At 69.9% G+C, this 20,774-nt stretch carries 16 protein-coding genes and 1 pseudogene; 8 read left to right on the top strand and 9 right to left on the bottom strand.

Features of this window, described 5'->3' with window-relative positions; all coding sequences use genetic code 11:
- Positions 1–47: 47 nt before the first annotated feature.
- The gene (locus OG747_RS26080) at positions 48–1,274 is read left to right on the top strand and encodes an Ig-like domain-containing protein (protein WP_405881805.1); all 1,227 of its coding nucleotides are present in this window, start codon (positions 48–50) and stop codon (positions 1,272–1,274) included.
- A 157-nt stretch (positions 1,275–1,431) separates the two neighbouring features.
- Entirely contained in the window at positions 1,432–2,181 is a 750-nt protein-coding gene (locus OG747_RS26075) for a DUF6227 family protein (protein ID WP_405881804.1), read from the top strand.
- Positions 2,182–2,282: 101 nt separating this feature from the next.
- On the opposite strand, the gene OG747_RS26070 is transcribed toward OG747_RS26075, so the two are convergent.
- The 5 genes from OG747_RS26070 to OG747_RS26050 form a co-directional block, all read right to left on the bottom strand.
- Positions 2,283–2,543 carry a hypothetical protein gene (locus OG747_RS26070; RefSeq protein WP_405881802.1) on the bottom strand — a complete coding sequence of 87 codons (261 nt, stop codon included), beginning with the start codon at positions 2,541–2,543 and terminating at the stop codon, positions 2,283–2,285.
- Positions 2,544–2,631: 88 nt separating this feature from the next.
- A complete protein-coding gene (locus tag OG747_RS26065; RefSeq protein WP_405881801.1) occupies positions 2,632–4,701 on the bottom strand; it encodes a fructose-specific PTS transporter subunit EIIC in 2,070 nt (689 codons plus the stop codon).
- Positions 4,702–4,960: 259 nt separating this feature from the next.
- Positions 4,961–5,914 (bottom strand): 1-phosphofructokinase, encoded by a 954-nt coding sequence (pfkB, locus tag OG747_RS26060; protein ID WP_405881800.1) that lies wholly within the window; start codon positions 5,912–5,914, stop codon positions 4,961–4,963.
- Positions 5,911–6,672, bottom strand: coding sequence for a DeoR/GlpR family DNA-binding transcription regulator (locus OG747_RS26055; protein WP_405881798.1), 762 nt, complete (start codon positions 6,670–6,672; stop codon positions 5,911–5,913). Before OG747_RS26055 ends, pfkB begins: the two co-directional genes overlap by 4 nt.
- Positions 6,673–7,293: 621 nt before the next feature.
- Entirely contained in the window at positions 7,294–8,838 is a 1,545-nt protein-coding gene (locus OG747_RS26050; protein ID WP_405881796.1) for an MFS transporter, read from the bottom strand.
- A gap of 62 nt (positions 8,839–8,900) precedes the next feature.
- On the opposite strand from OG747_RS26050, the gene OG747_RS26045 reads away from it, so the two are divergent.
- Positions 8,901–9,866, top strand: coding sequence for a helix-turn-helix transcriptional regulator (locus OG747_RS26045; protein WP_405881794.1), 966 nt, complete (start codon positions 8,901–8,903; stop codon positions 9,864–9,866).
- A 765-nt stretch (positions 9,867–10,631) separates the two neighbouring features.
- Here OG747_RS26045 and OG747_RS26040 read toward each other — a convergent pair.
- Positions 10,632–11,633 carry an RNA polymerase sigma factor RpoD/SigA gene (locus OG747_RS26040; RefSeq protein WP_405881793.1) on the bottom strand — a complete coding sequence of 334 codons (1,002 nt, stop codon included), beginning with the start codon at positions 11,631–11,633 and terminating at the stop codon, positions 10,632–10,634.
- Between the two features lie 169 nt (positions 11,634–11,802).
- Here OG747_RS26040 and OG747_RS26035 point away from each other — a divergent pair, with 169 nt between their 5' ends.
- Entirely contained in the window at positions 11,803–12,378 is a 576-nt protein-coding gene (locus tag OG747_RS26035) for a GNAT family N-acetyltransferase (RefSeq protein WP_405881792.1), read from the top strand.
- A 77-nt stretch (positions 12,379–12,455) separates the two neighbouring features.
- Here OG747_RS26035 and OG747_RS26030 read toward each other — a convergent pair whose 3' ends face one another.
- A complete protein-coding gene (locus OG747_RS26030; protein WP_405881790.1) occupies positions 12,456–13,274 on the bottom strand; it encodes a dioxygenase in 819 nt (272 codons plus the stop codon).
- Between the two features lie 127 nt (positions 13,275–13,401).
- Between OG747_RS26030 and OG747_RS26025 the strand changes: the two genes are divergently transcribed.
- Positions 13,402–13,911 carry a MarR family winged helix-turn-helix transcriptional regulator gene (locus OG747_RS26025; RefSeq protein WP_405881789.1) on the top strand — a complete coding sequence of 170 codons (510 nt, stop codon included), beginning with the start codon at positions 13,402–13,404 and terminating at the stop codon, positions 13,909–13,911.
- Positions 13,912–14,122: 211 nt separating this feature from the next.
- Here the strand turns inward: OG747_RS26025 and OG747_RS26020 are convergent, their stop codons facing one another.
- Positions 14,123–15,673: an MFS transporter gene (locus OG747_RS26020; RefSeq protein ID WP_405881788.1), complete on the bottom strand. Its 1,551-nt coding sequence runs from the start codon at positions 15,671–15,673 to the stop codon at positions 14,123–14,125.
- A gap of 199 nt (positions 15,674–15,872) precedes the next feature.
- Positions 15,873–16,517: a TetR/AcrR family transcriptional regulator gene (locus OG747_RS26015; protein WP_405881787.1), complete on the bottom strand. Its 645-nt coding sequence runs from the start codon at positions 16,515–16,517 to the stop codon at positions 15,873–15,875.
- 308 nt (positions 16,518–16,825) lie between these two features.
- Between OG747_RS26015 and OG747_RS26010 the strand changes: the two genes are divergently transcribed.
- The 3 genes and pseudogenes from OG747_RS26010 to OG747_RS26000 form a co-directional block, all read left to right on the top strand.
- Positions 16,826–18,112, top strand: coding sequence for a M6 family metalloprotease domain-containing protein (locus OG747_RS26010; RefSeq protein WP_405881785.1), 1,287 nt, complete (start codon positions 16,826–16,828; stop codon positions 18,110–18,112).
- 151 nt (positions 18,113–18,263) lie between these two features.
- Positions 18,264–20,186 (top strand): IclR family transcriptional regulator C-terminal domain-containing protein, encoded by a 1,923-nt coding sequence (locus OG747_RS26005; RefSeq protein WP_405881784.1) that lies wholly within the window; start codon positions 18,264–18,266, stop codon positions 20,184–20,186.
- 171 nt (positions 20,187–20,357) lie between these two features.
- Positions 20,358–20,774 (top strand): annotated as a pseudogene (locus tag OG747_RS26000) (nuclear transport factor 2 family protein); the annotation flags it as partial.

The following is a 20,774-nucleotide window of genomic DNA, read 5'->3' as shown; positions in this document are numbered from 1 at the left end:
CACGCACTGGAGCGGATCACGCACATCACAAGAAACTGGAGCAGCCCGTGACAACGCCGAACATAGCAGCGCGGCGCGCACTGGGGGCCTGTGCCGCCCTGATGGTCGGCGCCCTCACCCTGACCGGCTGCGGTGGCAACGCCAACGCCGACACCGACACCAAGGGCGCGAAGGACGGCGGCAACTCGGCCAAGACGTCCACGGCGAAGATCGTCATTTCGGCCAAGGACGGTTCGACGAGCGCGTCCGTCAACGCGACCGGCGTGAAGGTCAGCGACGGCAAGCTGACCGATGTGCGGATGACGGTGGCGGGGGCCGGGACGGCGGTGCCGGGGGCGATCGCGGCGGACGGCGGGAGCTGGAAGCCGAAGGCGCAGTTGGAGCGCGGGACGAAGTATCAGATCTCGGCGACCGCGAAGGACGCGAGCGGGCGTACGGCCGCCGCCAACGCCATCTTCACGACGGTCTCTTCGAGCAACAGCTTCATCGGCACATACACGCCCGACAACGGCACCACGGTCGGCGTCGGAATGCCGGTCTCCTTCACCTTCGACAAGGTGATCAACAACCAGAAGGCCGTCCAGTCGCACATCACGGTCACCTCCAGCAGCGGGCAGCAGGTGGTGGGGCACTGGTTCGGGGCGCAGCGGCTCGACTTCCGGCCCGAGGAGTACTGGAAGGCCGGTTCCAAGGTCACGATGAAGATCGACCTGGACGGTGTCGAGGGCGCGAACGGCGTCTACGGGGTGCAGAAGAAGACGGTCACCTTCACCGTCGGCCGCTCCCAGGTCTCCACCGTCGACGTCAACACGCAGACCATGACGGTGGTGCGCGACGGCAAGACGGTCAAGACGCTGCCGATCTCGGCGGGCAGCCCGGAGCACACCACGTACAACGGGCAGATGGTGATCTCCGAGAAGTTCGTGCAGACGCGGATGAACGGCTCGACGGTGGGCTACGGCGGCGAGTACGACATCCCGGACGTACCGCACGCGATGCGGCTGACGTCGTCGGGGACGTTCATCCACGGAAACTACTGGTACAACCGCGGGAATCCGCCCTTCGGGCGGCAGGGGACCAGCCACGGATGCGTCGGGTTGGCCGATGTGCAGGGGGCACAGGGGGACACCACCGCGAAGTGGTTCTACGACAACTCCCTGGTCGGGGATGTCGTGACAGTCAAGAACTCGCCTGACAAGACCGTCTCGCCGGACAACGGGCTGAACGGCTGGAACATGGCGTGGAGCGCGTGGACCGCGGGAAGTACCGTCTGACCGGGGGCCGTTGACGTCTCAGCGGGCCGTGTGGGAACTTGCCACGCGGCCCGCTCGTTTTCTGTCCATACGTTTTCTCGGTTCACAGGAATGATGTCCGACCGAGGGGCTACGGTATGCACCCACAAGGTGACATGCAGCAACGCCGGGAGAAGCCTTGAGCGTCCCGTACGAGACAGCAGCGTACGAACCACCCGAGTCGCCCGAGTCTCCGGAGGAGCACCTCGAGCGACTCCTCGGCCGTGCCCTGAACTCCTTCGAGCTGCCCGACGAAGCCATACGGCGGCTCGACTGCGCGCTGGCGCACGACAGTTCGCTGCACTCCGCGCACCACAGCGCGGGGCTGCACCGCGAGACGTACCGGCACACCTGGCTGCTCGCCGACGGCTCGGCGGTCACGTTGTGGGAGCTCGTGCACAACACGGCGCCCGGCAGCGAGCCGCAGCACGAGGTGTACGTCGACGAGGAGGAACTGCGCGCGGCCACGGCGCGGCTGCCGCTGCCGCAGGACACACCGGACTTCGAACTGCCGGTGCTGGTCCATCTGTCGCCGATCCCCGAGCCGCCCCACGCCTACCTGGCCGACGACTCGGCGGACCACGCGCGACGGCTGCTGCGGCGGGCGGAGAACGCGGACCGGCCGGGCGCCGACATCACGACGCTGCTGCTGCGGACGGCGTTCGCGCACCAGATCACCCAGGCCTTCGGCCGCCCCTGCCGGGCGGGCCAGGCCGGGCTGTGCTTCTCGCTCTACGAGCACGCGTTCCTGCTCCGCGACGGCCAGGAGATCTCCCTGTGGGAGGTCGAGCACACGGCGACGCCGGACGGGCGCCACATGTGCGAGGTCTATCCGACGGAGAACGAGGCCCGGGCGGCGATGGAGCGCCGGGCGGCCCGACTCGGCTGACACCGGGGCGACTCGGCCCACACCGAGGCCGGGGCCGGGGCCGGGGCCAAGGACAGGGACCAGGGAGCGGATCGGTCCCTAGGACCATGGGGGCGGATCGGTCAGGGGCGGCTGTCGCTGAACTGGCGTATCAGGCCGGCGAAAGCGGCGTGTTCCTCGGGGGTGAGCTCGACCGACTCCGCGGCGGGGCCGGACCGCCGCTGATGGGGGATGGTCCGGAGCACATGTCCGTAGTGCCGCCGTGCGGCGGCCTCGGCACGGGCCCGGCGCAGCAGGCGCGACAGACCGACGATCCAGATGGCGGTCGCAAGGGCGAGGACGGGCACGCCCGTCAGCTGGAGGATCGACACGTGCTCAGGCATACCGTCCAGTAGACACCACGGTCCGGGACTTTGATCCCGGACCGTGATGTATCTCGCAGATGCCCTAAAAGGGCGAGCAGTTGGCCGTTCAGGCCGCGACCGGCTCCTTGGACTCGGCCTTCGCCGCTATCGGAGCGTCGGCGAGGCCAGCGCCGTTGCCCCCGGGGGCCTGCTTGCGCATGCCCTTCAGGACGACCACCAGGGCGGTGGTGACACAGACACCGGCCGCGACGGCGATGAGGTAGAGGAACGGGTTGCCGATCAGCGGGACCACGAAGATACCGCCGTGCGGGGCGCGCAGCGTGGCGCCGAAGGCCATCGACAGGGAACCGGTGACCGCGCCGCCCACCATGGCGGAGGGGATGACACGCAGCGGGTCGGCCGCCGCGAACGGGATCGCGCCTTCCGAGATGAAGGAGGCGCCCAGCACCCAGGCCGCCTTGCCGTTCTCGCGCTCGGTCTGCGTGAAGAGCTTGCCGCGCACGGTCGTCGCCAGGGCCATGGCCAGCGGCGGCACCATGCCCGCCGCCATCACGGCCGCCATGATCTTCATGGCCGAGTCGCTGGGGCTCGCGACCGCGATACCGGCGGTGGCGAAGGTGTACGCGACCTTGTTGACCGGACCGCCGAGGTCGAAGCACATCATCAGGCCGAGCAGCGCGCCGAGCAGGACGGCGTTGGTGCCGGTGAGGCCGTTGAGCCAGTCGGTCATGCCCTTCTGCGCCGAGGCGATGGGCTTGCCGATGACCACGAACATCAGGAATCCGACGATCGCCGCCGAGATCAGCGGGATCACCACCACCGGCATGATGCCGCGCAACGCCGCCGGGATCTTCACCTTCTGGATCCCGATCACCACTCCACCGGCGATGAGACCGGCGGCCAGACCGCCGAGGAAGCCCGCGTTGATGGTGAGGGAGATCGCGCCGCCGACGAAGCCGGGCACGAGACCTGGCCGGTCCGCCATGCCGTAGGCGATGTAGCCGGCCAGCACCGGGACGAGGAAGCCGAAGGAGACGACGCCGATCTGGAAGAACAGCGCGCCCCAGCTGTCCGCCTGGGTCCACAGGAAGTGGTCCATGACCGACGGCGCCTTGTTGACCGTGTAGCCGCCGATCGCGAACCCGAGGGCGATCAGAAGACCGCCCGCGGCGACGAACGGGACCATGTAACTGACGCCGGACATCAGCCACTTGCGGAGCTTGGTCCCGTAGCCCTCGCCGGACTCACCGCCGCGCTCGACGGGCGTGGCGGGGGCCGAGCCGGAGGTGACCTCGCCGCGCGCGGCCTTGTCCCGCACCTGGGAGATCAGCTCGGCGGGCTTGTTGATGCCGGCCTTCACACCGACGTCGACGGTCGGCTTCCCGGCAAACCGGTCCTTGTCCCGTACGGGCACGTCGTGGGCGAAGATCACGCCGTCCGCGGCCGCGATGACCGCCGGGTCGAGCCGGGTGAAACCGGCCGAGCCCTGCGTCTCGACGACGACTTCGATACCCGCCTCGCGGCCCGCGTTCTCCAGCGACTCGGCCGCCATGTAGGTGTGCGCGATGCCGGTGGGGCAGGAGGTGACGGCGACGATCCGGAACGGACGCTGCCCCGCGGACGTGTCGGCGCTGGTGTCCGTGGTGGTGTCGGCGGAGGCCGCCGCCGACACCGCCACGGAGTTCTTGGAGCCCTCGGCGCCCTCAGCCGCGGTCGAGGCCGCGGCCGCCGGGGACTCGTCCCCGCGGATGAGCGCGGCCGCGGCCGCCGCGTCGTCCACGGCCCGCAGCGCGGACGTGAACTCGGCGTTCATGAGCTGGCGGGCCAGCGACGACAGGATCGTCAGATGCGCGTCGTCGGCACCCGCCGGGGCGGCGATCAGGAAGATCAGGTCGGCAGGCCCGTCCGGCGCACCGAAGTCGATCCCGGCCGCGCTGCGCCCGAAGGCGAGCGTCGGCTCGGTGACGTGTTCACTGCGGCAGTGCGGGATGCCGATCCCGCCGTCGAGGCCGGTGGGCATCTGGGCCTCGCGGGCGGCCACGTCGGCGAGGAAGCCGTCGAGGTCGGTCACCCTGCCCAACGTCACCATGCGCTCGGCGAGGGCGCGTGCCGCGGCCTCTTTGGTCTCGGCGGACAGGTCGAGGTCGACCAGGTCCGCGGTGATCATCTCGCTCATCGCGGGCTCCTTCGCACGCGTATCGCCCGGGGGAAGTCTTGGGCGAGGGTGGGGACGGGGGTTCCGCGCTCAGGGAGCGCGGGGTAGGTGCCGTGCTCAAGGAGCGCGGGGTATGCGCCGTGCTCAAGGAGCGCGGGGTACACGGGGAGAGAGACCGGGACTGAGGTGGCGGAGGCGGGGCCGGGGAAACCCCGCCTCATCAGTGCCGGTCCAGGGGGTGGAGCCGCAGGAGTGGCGGTCGTCATGACATGGGGATTCGTCATGACACCGGCTCCGTCAGCACGCGGTCCACGGGGACCTCCGACGTCACGGTCACGGCGGAGGGGTCTAGGTCGGCCGGGCCCGGCATCACACTGCCGGGCAGTTGTACGGCCGCGGCGCCATGGGCGACGGCGGAGGCGAGGGCCTCCGGGCCGCGGCCGCCGGCGATCAGGAATCCGGCGAGGGAGGAGTCACCGGCGCCCACGTTGCTGCGTACGGCATCCACCTGGGCGCTGCCGAACCAGACGCCGGAGCCGTCCACGAGCAGCTGCCCGTCAGCGCCGAGGCTCGCGAGCACGGCGCCCGCACCCAGTTCGCGCAGTTCCTCGGCGGCCTTGACCGCGTCGCCGACGGTGGCGAGAGGGCGCCCGACGGCTTCGGCGAGCTCCTCGGCGTTGGGCTTCACGACGTCGGGCCGCTCGCGCAGCGCCGCGAGCAGCGCCGGTCCCGAGGTGTCCAGTGCGATCCGGGCGCCCGCCGCGTGGGCGCGGGCGACCAGGTCGGCGTACCAGGAAGGCCCGAGTCCGCGCGGCAGGCTGCCGCAGCAGGTAATCCAGTCGGTGTCGCCGAAACGATACTGCTGACGCACGGTCTCCAGGAGCAGCTCGGCCTCGGCGGCGGAGAGTTCGGGACCGGGGGCGTTGATCTTCGTGAGCGTGCCGTCCGGCTCGGCGACCGAGATGTTCGAGCGGGTGGCTCCGGCAACCGGGACCGGTGCGACCTCGATGCCCTGTGCGTCGAGCAGATCGGCGACGAGTGCGCCGGGCGCACCACCGAGGGGCAGTACGGCGACCGTGCGCTGTCCGGCCGCCGCGACCGCGCGCGAGACGTTCACGCCCTTGCCGCCCGGGTCCATGCGTTCGCCGGTGGCCCGGATGACCTCGCCGCGGTCGAGCGACGGGACCTCGTACGTACGGTCGAGGGAGGGGTTGGGGGTGACGGTGAGGATCATGCGCGCACTACTTCCGTGCCGCCGCGCTCGATGGCGGTGGCGTCTTCGGGGCTCAACCCGCTGTCGGTGATCAGCAGGTCCACATCGCTCAGGTCGCCGAAGCGGGCGAAGTGCTCCTGGCCGTGCTTGGAGGAGTCGGCGAGCAGCACCACGCGGCGCGCGGCACGGATGGCCGCGCGCTTCACGGCGGCCTCGGCGAGGTCGGGGGTGGTCAGTCCGTACTCGGCGGAGAAACCGTTGGCCGCGACGAACAGCACGTCGGCGCGGATCTCGCCGTACGCCCGCAGCGCCCAGGCGTCCACGGCGGCGCGCGTACGGTGCCGGACGCGTCCCCCGACCAGATGGAGCTGGATGCCGGGGTGGTCCGCGAGGCGGGCCGCGATCGGCAGGCTGTGCGTGACGACGGTGACCGTCGCCTCCAGCGGGAGGGAGCCGGCGAGCCGGGCGACCGTCGACCCCGCGTCGAGGATCATCGTGCCCTCCTCCGGCAGTTCGGCGACCGCGGCCTGTGCGATGCGGTCCTTCTCGTCGGCCGCGGTGGACTCGCGCTCGGCGAGGTCGGGCTCGAAGTCCAGCCGCCCGGCCGGTATGGCACCGCCGTGCACCCGCCGCAGGAGTCCTGCGCGGTCGAGGGCCTTCAGGTCGCGGCGGATGGTCTCCGCGGTGACCTGGAACTCCTCGGCCAGCGAGAGCACGTCCACCCGGCCGCCGTCACGGGCGAGCCGGAGGATCTCCTGCTGCCGCTCCGGTGCGTACATGTCCGTTCGCCTCCGATTAACGTCCGGCTGATGCCCGAACCTGTGGTTTCACCGGGAGGCTACGCTCGGATTTCCAGAAAGTAAACAGGTTCGGGCGCCATTCGGGCATGAACGGACTTCCGCTTCCCGCTGCGGGGTTGGCACCTGCTCGTCGAGGAGCGTGCGTGAGGTCGTTTTAGCTCGATCGTGTGATGGTCGGCTTCCGGGCTTGCGGCGCCCTGGGCCCTCCGGGTTAGCGTGGCTGTGCGATCTGGGACGCCGGGTGCGGTGCCAGCGTGCGGGGCCCCTGCTCCACCAGAGTGATGGTTCAGGGCCTCCCCGTCGCCTCTGGCCGTACCCATATGGCCAGGTCGCGCAGGGAACTGGCCTCCCGGGACCGGACCACGCACAGGATGCGTGTCGCCGCCCCGGGGTTGAGTACGCCGGGGACCTGGGGGTACCTCCCACGCCCTTAAGGCAGTGGGGGAGCGCCCAAGACCGTTCGGGGCGCGCGGCTGAGCAGACTCACTCCTGCTCAGTCCATAGGAACGGTCTGAGCTCCCCACTACGGGGTCTGCGGGGACAGCGGGGACAGCGAAAAGGGGCCCGGCACCTGAGGTGCCGGGCCCCTTCAACCGTGGCTCACCGGGCGAGCGCCGGCTCCTTCTCCCCCACCGTGTCCGTCACCTCGCCGTCCATCACCTCGCCGCTCACCGCGGAGGATCGACCCGGCAGCGCGAACATCAGCAGGAAGATGGCCACCATCACCGCCGCGACCCACCCCAGCGCATGCTGGAAGCCGTTCACGAAGGCCGGACCCACCTGGGCCGGGGTCAACCGGTCGCCGATCTGGCCGAAGAAGACCACGGACACCAGCCCGAGCCCCAGCGCGTTGCCCATCTGCTGCACGGTGTTGATGAGCCCGGACGCCGAACCGGAGTGCTCGCGCGGCACCTCCGACAGCACCGCGTCCGTCAGCGGGGCCACGATGAAGCCCATGCCCGCGCCCATGACGACCAGGGGAAGCGCCATCTGCCAGGAGTGGATGGCGAGCCCGTACCGCTCGGACTCCCAGACATAGAGCAGCACCCCGACCGCCATGATCAGCGCGCCCGCCTGCAGCACCTTGCGCCCGAAGCGCGGGACCAGCAGCTGCACCGACATCCCCGCCGCCGCGGACACCGCGATCGAGAACGGCACCCCGGTCAGCCCGGCCCGCAGCGGACTCCAGCCCAGCCCGACCTGCATGTACAGCGTCCAGACCAGGAAGAAGATGCCGAGGCCGACCCCGAAGACGGTCTGTACGGCGATGCCCGCCGCGAAGCTCTTCACCTTGAACAGCGACAGCTCGACCAGCGGCGAACCGTCCCGCGCCGCCTTCCGCCGCTCGTACGCCACCAGCGCCGCGAAGACGACGAGGGCGCCGCCCATCGACAGGTACCCCCAGACCGGCCAGCCCAGCTCCCGCCCGCGGGTCAGCGGGTAGAGCAGCATCAGCAGACCGAGCGTGACGAGGGCGACGCCGACGAGGTCCAGCTTGAGGGCCTTCGGAGCCTTGGACTCGCTGATGAACTTCCTGCCGAGGATCAGCGCGGCGATGCCCACCGGAAGGTTGATGAGGAAGATCGGCCGCCATTCCAGACCGAAGAGGTTCCACTCGGTGAGCAGCGCGCCGAGCAGCGGACCGGACACGGCCCCCAGTCCGACGATCGCGCCGAAGAGACCGAAGACCTTGCCCCGCTCGTGTGCCGGGAAGGTCGCGTGCACGATCGACAGCACCTGCGGCACCATCATCGCGGCCATCGCGCCCTGCAGGATGCGCGAGGCGACGAGCATCTCCGGGTTCGCGGCGAAGCCGCACAGCGCGGAGGCGATCGTGAAGCCGAATATGCCGACGAGGAAGAGCCGCCTGCGGCCGTGGATGTCGCCGAGCCGTCCACCGGTGATGAGCCCTGCGGCGAAGGCGAGCGCGTAGCCGGCGGTGATCCACTGGATCTGGCTGAAGGACGCGCCCTCGTCCCGCTGGATCGAGGGGATCGCGATGTTGACGATCGTGACGTCGACCAGGTCCATGAAGGCCGCGGTCATCACGATGGCGAGCGCGAACCAGCGCCGCCGGTCGGCCACGGCGGCCGGGCCCTGCGGCTGCCCGGCCGGGCTGTTGCGAGTGGTCTCGGTGGAGGTCATGGCTTGAAGGTAAGGCCTCATTAGGTCAGATCGTGTCCTAGATGTACGGCACTCTGGAAAACATGACGACGGATACGCCGGCCCGGCTCCTCCAGCTCCTCTCCCTCCTCCAGACGCCCCGCGAATGGCCCGGCGGCGAGCTGGCCGACCGGCTGGGCGTGTCCCGCCGTACCGTCCGCCGGGACGTCGACCGCCTCCGTGAGCTGGGCTATCCGGTGCAGGCGACGAAGGGGGCCGACGGCGGGTACCGACTGGTGGCCGGCAAGGCGATGCCACCGCTCGTGCTCGACGACGAGGAGGCGGTGGCGATCGCGGTCGGGCTGCGGGCCGGCGCCGGGCACGCGGTCGAGGGCATGGACGAGGCCTCCGTACGAGCCCTGGCCAAGCTGGAACAGGTGCTGCCGTCCCGGCTACGGCACCGCGTGTCCACGCTCCAGGCCGCGACCACCCCGCTGACCAGCGGGGACGGGGCGAGCATCGCGCCCGAGACGCTGATCGTGATCGCCGCGTCGGTGGCGGGGCGGGAGCGGCTGCGGTTCGCCTACCGCTCCGGGGACGGGACGCCGTCGCGGCGGCTGACCGAGCCGTACCGGCTCGTCTCCACCGGCCGTCGCTGGTACCTCGTCGCCTACGACCTCGACCGCGACGACTGGCGCACCTTCCGCGTCGACCGGGTCGCCGAGCCTTTCGCGACCGGCGCCCGCTTCACACCGCGCGAGCTGCCGACGGGGAGCGCGGCCGAGTACTTGCGGCAGTCGATGTACCGGCGCCAGGAGACGTACGACGTCGATGTCACCTTCGCCGCGCCCGCCGAGTTCGTCGCGGCCCGCCTGCCCCACTGGCTCGGCACGCCCGAGCCGATCGACGAGCACAGCTGCCGACTGCGCTCCCGCGCCGGGGACGCCGTGGAGTGGCTGGCGGTGCGGCTCGCGATGGTCGACTGCGAGTTCACGGTACGTCAGCCGGCGGAACTGGTGAGTTGCGTACGGGACTTGGGCGGGCGTCTGACGCGGGCGGCGGGCGGATAGGAAGACGGGCGGGCAGGAAGGCAGCCGATCGGAAGGCAGCCGCGGGGCGTTGCGGAACGGGGCGGCGTCAGCGTGGAGTGTCCCTTACGCCGACCTCCCAAGTCCGGGGGCCACCTTGGTCCGGGGCTCGCTCACACGGCGCCCCAGGGAAAGTCGCGCACGGCTTCCAGATGGCGTACCGCGGGTACTACCGGTCACGGACGGCAGGTTATGCCCTTGTGGCACAATCTGCCGTCCGGGTCACCCCGGGGTTCAGGTTCGGGGTGGCCCGTCGGCCTGCCCAAAAAGTGGCCGGTGGACGTGCCCGGCCGGTGGACCTGCCGGAATCAGCGTGCCGCGCCCACAGCTTTCGTCCCCGCGGCGCTCCGCGCCCACAAAAGGAGCCGAGCCCCGGCGCCAGGGGGGGGGAAGGCGCCGAAGCTCGGCTCTCGAAGAGTCCCGGCGCGGGGGGGGAGTGCGTCGGGACTCGGTTCTGGGGGGTCTTGGGGCTGCGCCCCGGGACCCTGAACCCTGGGCCCTGAGGTTTTGTGCCCAGAGCCCAGCGAGTTAAGCGGCGTTACATGGCCATGTCCGGTCGACTTATGGCCGACCTCCCACCGGTACGGTCGGCCGACATCACCTCGAATCCGTATGAACCATACGTGGCACACGAACCGTATGAGTCGCGCAAACCGCGCGAACCGCACATATTCTTACGCCGCTTCCTCACGCCGCTTCCTCACGCCGCTTCCTCACGCCGCCTTCTTGTGCCGCCACGCTGCCTTCTCATGCCACCGCGTCGAAGCCCGTGTCACGGGCCAGCTTCTTCAGCTCCAGCAGCGCGTGCTTCTCGATCTGGCGGATGCGCTCGCGCGTGAGCCCGTGCTCCTTGCCGACCTCCGTGAGCGTGCGCTCGCGGCCGTCGTCGATGCCGTACCGCATCTTGATGATCGAGGCCGTGCGCTGGTCGAGACGGCCGATCAGGTCGTCGAGCTCCTCGCTGCGCAGCAGGGTGAGGACGGACTGCTCGGGCGAGACCGCGGAGGTGTCCTCGAGCAGGTCACCGAACTGGGTGTCGCCGTCGTCGTCCACCGACATGTTCAGCGAGACCGGGTCGCGGGCCCAGTCCAGGACGTCCGTCACACGCTCGGGGGTCGAGTCCAGCTCGGCGGCGATCTCCGCGTGCTCGGGCTCCCGCCCGTTCTTGCGGTTGAACTCGCGCTGCACGCGGCGGATCCGGCCCAGCTCCTCGACCAGGTGCACGGGGAGGCGGATCGTGCGCGACTGGTCGGCGATGGAGCGGGTGATGGCCTGACGGATCCACCACGTGGCGTACGTGGAGAACTTGAAGCCCTTGCGGTAGTCGAACTTCTCGACCGCGCGCACCAGGCCCGCGTTGCCCTCCTGGATCAGGTCGAGCAGGGGCAGGCCGCTGCGGGGATACCGCCGGGCCACCGCCACGACCAGCCGCAGGTTCGAGCGGATGAAGACGTCCTTCGCCCGTTCCCCCTCGGCGACCAGTGTCTCTAGCTCCTCGCGGGTCGCGTCCGCCTTGGGGGCATCCACCTCGTCGTCGAGGATCTGCCGCGCGAACACACCCGCCTCGATGATCTGGGACAGCTCGACTTCCTTGGCGGCGTCGAGCAGCGGTGTACGCGCGATCTCGTCGAGGTACATGCCGACCAGGTCGCGGTCGGCGATTTCGCCGCCTCCGGCGCGAACACTGCGTGCCGCGTCGGTGGTCTCGCCGGTGGCGGACTGACGACGGGCGACGGCACGGGTTGCCATGCGTGCTCCCTTGCGATGGTGGGCTTGCGGGTCCTAGTGGCGGCTCGGACACTCTTCCGAGTGCCCGGCATCCGAAGGAAACAACGACTGGAATCCGGACAGAATTCCCAACCCGCCCCTCTATTTTTCTGATCATGCAGTACCCTGTGCCGCCACAGTGGGAGGTCGGATGTCGACGGAACGTACAGAGGTGCAGGTCAGACCAGGAGCCGAGAGTGACCTCGACGCCCTCACAGACATCTACAACCACTACGTACGCGAGACGCCCATCACATTTGACACCGCCGTCTTCACGTCGGAGGAGCGTCGCCCTTGGCTGCTCTCTCACCCTGAAGACGGCCCGCACCGTCTGATGGTTGCCACGGACACGGACTATGAATCAGGCGCAGCGGCGCGAAAGCGCCTCGTTGAGGGGCGGCGGCCGGGAGACGGGCGGGCGATTCTTGGGTACGCCACCAGCAGCGCGTTCCGTCCCAAGCCGGCCTACGTGACCTCCGTCGAGGTCACCATCTACCTCGCCACCGACGCGCGCAGCCGCGGCGTCGGCACACTGCTCTACAAGGCCCTCTTCGAGGCGCTCGCGGGCGAGGATGTGCACCGCGCCTACGCGGGCATCGCGCAACCCAACGAAGCGTCCGTGCGACTGCACGAACGCTTCGGGTTCCGGTACGTCGGTACGTACCGGGAGGTGGGCCGGAAGTTCGGCCGGTACTGGGACGTCGCCTGGTATGAAAAAGACCTCTAGGTCAGCCGAACTGTCAGGTCAGCCGAAGAGCTGCCGGCGTCAGCCGAACTGTCAGCGTCGGCCGAACTGCACCGACGTCAGCCGAACTGCACCGACCGCTTCGCCATCCCCATCCAGAAGCCGTCGATGACGGACTTCTGCCCGTCCAGCTCGCCGGCCGCGTCCGCCGCGCCCATGGTCACGAACAGCGGGGCGAAGTGCTCGGTGCGCGGGTGGGCGAGGCGGCCCACCGGGGACTTGCGCTCGAAGTCGAGCAGCGCGTCCACGTCGCCGGCGTCCAGCGCGCGGTGCCCCCAGTCGTCGAACTCGCTCGACCAGGACGGGACGCCACCGCCGGCGTGCCGCAGCGCCGCCAGGTTGTGTGTGAAGAACCCTGAGCCCACGATCAGCACGCCCTCGTCACGCAGCGGCGCCAGCTTGCGTCCGATCTCCATCAGCTTCACCGGATCGAGGGTCGGCAGGGAGATCTGCAGGACAGGGATGTCGGCGTCGGGGAACATCTCGACGAGGGGAACGTACGCCCCGTGGTCGAGGCCGCGGTCCGGGATGTCCTGGACCGGAATGCCGGGCGCGCGCAGCAGCTTCCGTACGGACTCGGCGAGTTGGGGGGCGCCGGGAGCCGCGTACCGGACCTGGTAGTAGTGCTCGGGGAAGCCCCAGAAGTCGTAGACGAGCGGTACGGTCCGGACCGCGCCGAGGGCCAGCGGGGCCTCCTCCCAGTGGGCGGAGACCATCAGGATCGCCTTGGGGCGGGGCAGTCCGGCGGACCAGGCGGCCAGTTCCGCGGGCCAGATCGGGTCGTCGGCGAGCGGCGGGGCGCCATGGCTGAGGTAGAGGGCGGGCATGCGCTCCTGCGGGGCACGCCCCTCGGTAACGGCAGACGTGGCCACGGACATGGCGGCTACTCCCTCCGGGGGTTCATCGTAAGACCGATTGACTAGTTAATTGAAGTCTCAAGCTCTCGGGATCGACCATACTCTCGACTTGTTTAATATTCAAGAAGGGGCTCGTACAGTGGAGTACATGAATACGGCATCCGCATCCGCTGAAGAGCCGCGCTGGCTCACCGACGAGGAACAGCGCACCTGGCGTGCGTACATGAGCGCCGCCACCCTCCTCGAGGACCATCTCGACCGTCAGCTGCAGCGCGACGCGGGCATGCCACACGTCTACTACGGTCTGCTCGTGCAGCTCGTCGAGGCGCCGCGCAGAAGGCTGCGGATGACCGAGCTGGCCATGAGCGCGAAGATCACCCGTTCCCGCCTCTCGCACGCGATCGCGCGCCTGGAGAAGAACGGGTGGGTGTGCCGCGAGGACTGTCCCTCCGACAAGCGGGGCCAGTTCGCGGTGCTGACCGACGCCGGTTACGAGGTACTGAGCAAGGCCGCGCCGGGTCATGTCAGCGCCGTACGGCAGGCCTTCTTCGACCGGCTCACGCCCGAACAGCAAAAAGCCCTCGGCGACGCCATGCGCATCGTCGCCGAGGGGCTGCAGCCGAAGGACGCGGGCGCGGACCTGCCCTGGTTGCGCTAGGACCTGTCCGGTCGGTCACGGCGGAGACGCGGGGGGTGTGGACGCGGGTCCGCCCCGGCTCCGATGAACTCGGAACCGGGGCGGACCCTGGGAATCGTACGAGCGAGGCGTCCCCACCCCGCGCCCGTACGCGAAGCACCTGAAGCACCGGAAGTGCCCGAAGTGACCGAAGTACCGGAAGTACCAGCGGCGGTACGAGCGGTACGGGTGATCAGTGGGCGATCACCGGCACCTTGATCTCGTCCTCGGCGCCCTCGCCCGCGCCGGAGCCCGCGGTCAGGTCCGGGCGGCCGGTGTTGACGAAGGTCGCGGCGATCGCGGAGGCGATCGCCAGGATGCCGACGGCGAACCAGATGGCGTTGGTGTAGCCGTGCACCATGCCCTGCAGCTGGACGAGCTGCTGCTGCGGCTTGGAGGCGGCACCGGCGATGTGGTCCTTGACGTACGAGGTGGTCGCCGAGGCGGCGATCGTGTTCAGCAGGGCCGTACCGATCGCGCCGCCCACCTGCTGCGAGGTGTTGACCATCGCGGAGGCGACACCGGCGTCCTTCGGCTGGACGCCGTAGGTGGCCAGGGACATGGCGGGCATGAACGCCGAACCCATGCCGAGGCCGAGCAGCAGCTGGGCCGGGAGCAGCAGACCCGCGTAGGAGGAGTTGATCTCCATCTGGGTCAGCAGCAGCATGCCCACGGCGGCCAGCGCGAAGCCCGGAGCCATCAGCATCCGCGGCGGGACGCGGGTCATCAGCCGGGCGCCGATCTGGGTGGAGCCGGTGATCATGCCCGCGATCATCGGCAGGAAGGCGAAGCCGGTCTTGACCGGCGAGTAGCCCTTCACGATCTGCAGGTAGTAGGTCAGGAAGAGGAACAGGCCGAACATCGCGATGATCGCGAGGCCGAGCGAGAGGTAGACGCCGCCACGGTTGCGCTCGGTGATGACGCGCAGGGGCAGCAGCGGGGCCTTGACCTTGGACTCGGTGAACACGAAGGCCGCGAGCAGCACCGCCGAGGCGACGAACAGACCGATGGTCGTGGAGTCGCTCCAGCCGTCGGACGCGGCACGCGTGAAGCCGTAGACCAGGGAGACCAGACCCAGGGTGGAGAGGACGACGCCGGGGATGTCGAGCGGCGAGCGGTTGCGGCCACCGGCCGGCTCACGGATGACGAAGAACGCGCCCATGGCGGCGACGATCGCGAACGGGATGTTGACGAAGAACGTCCAGCGCCAGTTCAGGTACTCGGTGAGGAAGCCGCCGAGGATCAGGCCGACGGCGCCACCGCCACCGGCGATCGCACCGTAGATGCCGAACGCCTTGGCGCGCTCCTTGGCGTCGGTGAACATCACGGCGAGCAGCGAGAGCGCGGCGGGGGCGAGCAGTGCGCCGAACGCGCCCTGCAGCGCGCGGGCGCCGAGCAGCATCGCCGAGCTCTGCGCGGCACCGCCGATGGCGGAGGCGCCGGCGAAGCCGATCAGACCGGTGACGAAGGTGCGCTTGCGGCCCCACAGGTCGGCGATACGGCCGCCGAAGAGCAGCAGGCCGCCGAAGGCGAGGGCGTAGGCCGTGATGACCCACTGCCGGTTGCCGTCCGATATCCCCAGGTCATGCTGGGCGGAGGGCAGCGCGATGTTCACGATGGTCGCGTCGAGGACGACCATCAGCTGAGCGAGCGCGATGAACGCGAGCGCTTTCCAGCGGTTGCTGTGTGCGTCGGCGAGTTCCGCCGCCGACGTTGCGGAGGCTGAGGTGCCTGTTTCAGACATGGGGATACCCACTCCGGTACTTCGCAGTGAAAAAGTGAGGGATGGTGAGAGATAGTGAGGGAACGTCGGTGAACGTCGGTGAACGTCAGGGAAGGGCACGGCTCGTCGCCGTCGACGGCCGGAAGCTTGTCGGCCTACGGATGGACCTTGTTGGACTACGGATGGACTACTGACTGGCGCCGCGCGCTGAACTCATCGGTCAGGCTGTTCGCAGATCCTCCACGGTGGCCGCCACTCCGGGCAGTACGGAACGGGCCGGTGCCCGCAGTCCGTCCAGGAACAGCTGCAGATGACGGTGTACGAAGCGGTCGATGCCCTGGCACATGAGGCCCGGCAGCGGCCTGGTGAGCTGACTCAGGGCGATGAGCACGTCGCCGGACTCGACGTCGGGTCGCAACTGTCCGGCTTCGCGAGCGCGCGCCATCAGCTCGTCCATCAGTTCCGTGATCCGCTCGCGTGCGGCGAACAGATCGGGGTGGTGCTGGTCGAAGGCCTCGGAGAGCATGGGGCACAGGGCGCCGATCCGCTCGTCCGCCGCGAAGTGCACGAAGCCGCTCAGCGTCTCGAAGGCGTCATCGCCCTCGGCGAGAGCCGACTCGATCCACTCCGACGTGCGGTCCATGACCGAGCAGACGACCTCCCGTGCCAGCGCGTCGCGGTCCGGGAAGTTGCGGTACACCGTGGCGTTGCCGACACCGGCACGGCGGGCGATCTCGTCGAACGGCACATCGGAGCCGAACTCGACGAACATCTCGCGCGCGGCGGCGACGATCCGCTCCCGGTTGCGCAGGGCATCGGCGCGGGGCCGGGGCACGCGACGCTTCACGGGGGTGGCGGTCTCCACGGCGTCCTCCTCGGACGTAGCTCAAGCAGTTGCTCAAGTGCTCAAGCTGATACTCAAGCTGGATGAAGGCTGTGGTGCGATCCGGGGATTCCTTCCCCGTTTCGCTCGGACACAGGGTCAAACGGGGAAACCGTCCCCAGTTATTTCCCGCATTCCGCGAGATCTTCTGTGACCTACGTCACACCCGTCCGGGCGGGAAAACCCACGATCGGGCTCCTCCAGCGCGCGCCCGCGCATCCCCCGACACAGGGTGATCGCACAGGGTGCAGCCGGTGACCGGGTGGCTGCCGTAAGCGAAGGGCCCCTGCATGCAGCCGATGCAGCAGCCGACCAGCCGCCGGATACGCCCGCGCCGCGTGGCCGCGCTCGCCACGGTGACCCTTCTGACGCTGGCGGTCAGCACCTCCGCCGGTACCGGTCACCTCACGGGTGGCTCCACGACGGCGGGCTCCATCGCGCTGGCCCGCTCCACGGCGCTCGGTCCCTGCATGATCAGCGGCGCGATGAGCGTACAAATGGGCGAAGGCATACCGACCCCGACCGGATACGCCCACCCCACCGGAACGATACGGGCCCTCACCCTGATGGTCGACTTCTCCGACGCGCCCGGCCCGGGCAGCGCGCTCGACCGGCTCGCCGAGTTCTTCCCGCAGACCCAGAACTGGTTTCGCACCAGCTCCTACGGCCGCCTCGACTACCGCCCCGAGACCCCCGTCCGGCACTGGCTGCGGATGCCCAAACCCTTCAAGGCGTACGGCATAGAACGCGGCGCCCCCTTCGACCCCGGCTACCGCGACCTGGTCCAGGACATAGTGGCCGCGGCCGACCCCGAGGTGGACTTCCGCTCGTACGACATCCTGAACGTGCTGATGACGCCGAACGCCGGACCCTCCGCCCTGGACACCGTCCTGTCCGTCACCTTCGCCGGCAACACCGAGGCACCGGTCGCCGACGGCGTCCACATCTCCAACGCGTCCTTCGTCTACAGCCGCCAGGACGACGGCTCCGGCTCCTACGCCGACACCGGCTACCGGGTACTCCCCCACGAGAACGGCCACACCTTCGGCCTGCCCGACCTCTACACCCAGGACGGCGGGGGCGCGGTCGGCCACTGGGACATCATGAGCGAGGACTGGGGGGCCGACAACGACCTGCTCGGCTGGCACAAGTGGAAGCTGGGCTGGCTCGACGACGCACAGGTCAGCTGCGCCACGATGCCCGGGACGACGAAGTACACCCTCACCCCGCTGTACCGGCCCGGTGGCCCCAAGCTCGTCTTCGTGCCCACCAGCTCCAAAACGGGGTACGCCCTCGAACTGCGCACCCGCGGGGGCAACGACTCCGCGGTCTGCCGCCCCGGCATCCTCATCTACAAGGTCGACGCAGGAGTCGACACCGGAAACGGTCCGATCACCGTCTACGACTCCAAGCGCAACAGCGGCGGCTGCACCCGCAGCCCCAACGTCCACGCGGAACTCTCCGACGCGCCCTTCGCCCCCGGCGAGTCCTTCATGGACCCCAAGAGCGGCGTCACCATCTCCGTCACCGGAGCGGATCCCTCGGAGAACTACAAGGTGTCCGTGACCCGCCGCTGACGCACCGCTGACGCGCCCCCGACCCGCCCCCGACCTGCCGCCGACCTGCCGATCCGGGCCGCTCACGGTGGCTCGCCGACCTGCTGACCCGGTCCTGCAAGGACTACGGTGTCTGTTCCGAGACTCTTCAGAGAGCCGCAACGGAGAGCCCATGCCATCGAACGTCGTGCCGGCCCCCGAGGCCGAGACCGGCAGCACCGCAGCCGTTGCAGGCAGCACCGCAGCCGATACCGCCGGCACCGCGGGGGGCGAGGCCACCGTGCCCGCCGAGGCCGTCACCCCTCTGATCCGCGGTATCGCCGTACTGCGACGGCTGACCGACGCCGACGGAGTGTCCAGCCTCAGTGGTCTGGAGCGGTCCACCGGGCTCGCACGTTCCACCGTCGACCGGATCACCGCGACCCTGGCACGCCGGGGGTACATACGCCTCGACGGCCGGGACGCCGTCCTGGCCCCCCGTCTGATGGAACTCGGCAACGCCTATCTGGCCGCCCTGCGCCTGCCCCGCCTGCTCGACCCACACGCGGACGCCCTCGCCGACGAGCTCGACGAGTCCGTCTCGCTCGCGGTCGGCGACCGGGACGGCATCCGCTTCATCCACCAGGCGACCCGGCGCCGCGCCATGTCGCTGAGCTTCCGCATCGGCGACCTGCTCCCCGCCGAACGCACCGCGCCGGGCCCGCTGTTCGCCACCGAGTGGGGCGAGCGGGAGTGGGCACGGTGGCGCGAGCGGCGCGCTGCGGATCCGGAGGACCGGGGGTTTCCGACGGTCCCGGCGCGGAGTCGGCCGATCGAGGCCAGGGACGAGCAGGACAGGGGCGGCCCGTTCCCGTCGAGCACAGGGAGCCCTTCGAGCGCAGGGAGCCCTTCGAGCACAGGCGGCTCTTCAGGTGCCGGCGGCCCTTCGAGTGCCCACGGTCCTTCGGGCGCCCACGGTCCTTCGGGTGCCCAGGGCCCTTCGGGTGCCGGTCGGTTCCCCACCCTCGGCGACGACTTCGAGCGCCGTACGGCCGAGGCGCGGGAGGCCGGCTGGGCGCTGGACGACCAGTTGATCGAAGCGGGCCTGGTCGCCCTCTCCATGCCCGTGCGGGAGTCGGGTCGGATCGCCTGTGTGGTGAGCGTGGTGAGCCACACCAGCCGGCACACCGCGGCCGATCTGCGCGACACCCTGCTGCCGCGGCTGCGGGCGGCCGTGGCGGCGATGGAGCGCGAGCTGCGCGAGGCGCGGCTCGCCGAATCCACCGCACCCGCCTCCCCCACCACTCCCACCGGCCTGGCCGTCTGGACGGGCGCCTCCAAGCAGGAACTGGGCCGGGATTTCATCGAGTCGCTGGCCCGCGGCCTCACCGTGATCACCGCGTTCGGCGAGGGCCGCGCCGAACTGAACCTCACCGAGGTCGCCCGGGCCACCGGCCTCGCCCGCGCGACCGCGCGCCGCGCCCTGATCACCCTGGAGCACCTCGGATACGTCACCGCGCACGACCACGTCTTCCGCCTCACCCCCCACGTCCTGGGCCTCGGCTACCCCCCGTTGTCCCGGACCTCGCTCCCTGAGATCGCCGCCCCGCACCTCACCGAACTCTCGCAGCGGCTGCACGAGTCGGTGTCGCTGGCTGTCCTCGCGGGCGACGAGATCCAGTACACGGGCCGCGTCTCCACCAGCCGGATCATGAGCGTCCACATCACCGTCGGCACCCGCCTGCCCGCGTACGCGACCTCACTGGGCCGGGTGATGCTGGCGGACCAGCCCGAGCCACGGCTTCTTGAACTCCGCCCCCTGACCCCGCACACCATCACGGACCCCGCACAGCTGAGGGGCGCCTTGGACCGCGTACGGGAAGAGGGGTACGCCCTCGTCGACGAGGAACTGGAACAGGGACTGCGCTCGATCGCCGTACCGGTGCGCGAGCGCGGTGGGCGGGTCGTGGCCGCCGTCAATGTCGCGATGCACAGCAGTCGTCGTACGCGTGAGGAGTGTGTCGATCAGGTGCTGCCGGAGTTGCGTGCGACGGCGGGGCGGGTCGAGGCGGATCTGTGGGTGGCGGGGCAGTTCCGGCGAGTGCCGAGCGCGTAAGCGCACGTACGCATGAGCGCGTGAACGCCCCCCGCCAGGCCCGCGCGCACGGCCTTCCCGCCACGACGCCACGACCGCAAACAACCAATACGACCGGTCATCTGTCGTTACGCCTCCGGTGGTGCGAGGACGCGTCAGTTCTCGACCTTCTTCGGGTAGGTCGTGGGGTTGATGAGCTCCGGGTCGGGGCCGGCGCGTACGCCCGTGTCGAGGGGGTCGATGGCAGCGTCGAGTGACCCATCAGCCGGCGCGGAACACGCGTCAGGAGGGCATGCGATGCGAGCGGCGCACATCTGGAAGACCGGGGAGGGCCGGAGAGCGTGCGGGTCGGAGAGCTACCCGCGGTCTCATGCACGACGCCGCACGACGCCGCCCACGAACAGAGCCACCCCAACGACAGGAGCGACCATGCACACAACCCCCGATCAGAACGCTCACGACGAGGTCATCGAGGCCTACCGCGCCCACCTGCAAGCGATGACCGACGGCGACACCGAAGCTCTCGACGACATGCTCGACGACGGCTTCGCCCTCACCCACATCACCGGGTACGAGCAGCCGAAGACGGAGTGGCTGTCCCAGATGCGA

The organism is Streptomyces sp. NBC_01384 (genome assembly GCF_045040035.1).
Classification (GTDB): domain Bacteria; phylum Actinomycetota; class Actinomycetes; order Streptomycetales; family Streptomycetaceae; genus Streptomyces.
The sequence above is the reverse complement of the archived record's forward strand: the minus strand, read 5'-3'. Positions and strand labels throughout refer to the sequence as shown.

Coding starts and splice junctions, on each gene's coding strand:
- OG747_RS26070 (WP_405881802.1), bottom strand. CDS start 2,543: ATGCCTGAGCACGTGTCGATCCTCCAGCTGACGGGCGTGCCCGTCCTC.
- OG747_RS26065 (WP_405881801.1), bottom strand. CDS start 4,701: ATGAGCGAGATGATCACCGCGGACCTGGTCGACCTCGACCTGTCCGCC.
- pfkB (WP_405881800.1), bottom strand. CDS start 5,914: ATGATCCTCACCGTCACCCCCAACCCCTCCCTCGACCGTACGTACGAG.
- OG747_RS26055 (WP_405881798.1), bottom strand. CDS start 6,672: ATGTACGCACCGGAGCGGCAGCAGGAGATCCTCCGGCTCGCCCGTGAC.
- OG747_RS26050 (WP_405881796.1), bottom strand. CDS start 8,838: ATGACCTCCACCGAGACCACTCGCAACAGCCCGGCCGGGCAGCCGCAG.
- OG747_RS26045 (WP_405881794.1), top strand. CDS start 8,901: ATGACGACGGATACGCCGGCCCGGCTCCTCCAGCTCCTCTCCCTCCTC.
- OG747_RS26040 (WP_405881793.1), bottom strand. CDS start 11,633: ATGGCAACCCGTGCCGTCGCCCGTCGTCAGTCCGCCACCGGCGAGACC.
- OG747_RS26035 (WP_405881792.1), top strand. CDS start 11,803: ATGTCGACGGAACGTACAGAGGTGCAGGTCAGACCAGGAGCCGAGAGT.
- OG747_RS26030 (WP_405881790.1), bottom strand. CDS start 13,274: ATGTCCGTGGCCACGTCTGCCGTTACCGAGGGGCGTGCCCCGCAGGAG.
- OG747_RS26025 (WP_405881789.1), top strand. CDS start 13,402: ATGAATACGGCATCCGCATCCGCTGAAGAGCCGCGCTGGCTCACCGAC.
- OG747_RS26020 (WP_405881788.1), bottom strand. CDS start 15,673: ATGTCTGAAACAGGCACCTCAGCCTCCGCAACGTCGGCGGCGGAACTC.
- OG747_RS26010 (WP_405881785.1), top strand. CDS start 16,826: ATGCAGCCGATGCAGCAGCCGACCAGCCGCCGGATACGCCCGCGCCGC.
- OG747_RS26005 (WP_405881784.1), top strand. CDS start 18,264: ATGCCATCGAACGTCGTGCCGGCCCCCGAGGCCGAGACCGGCAGCACC.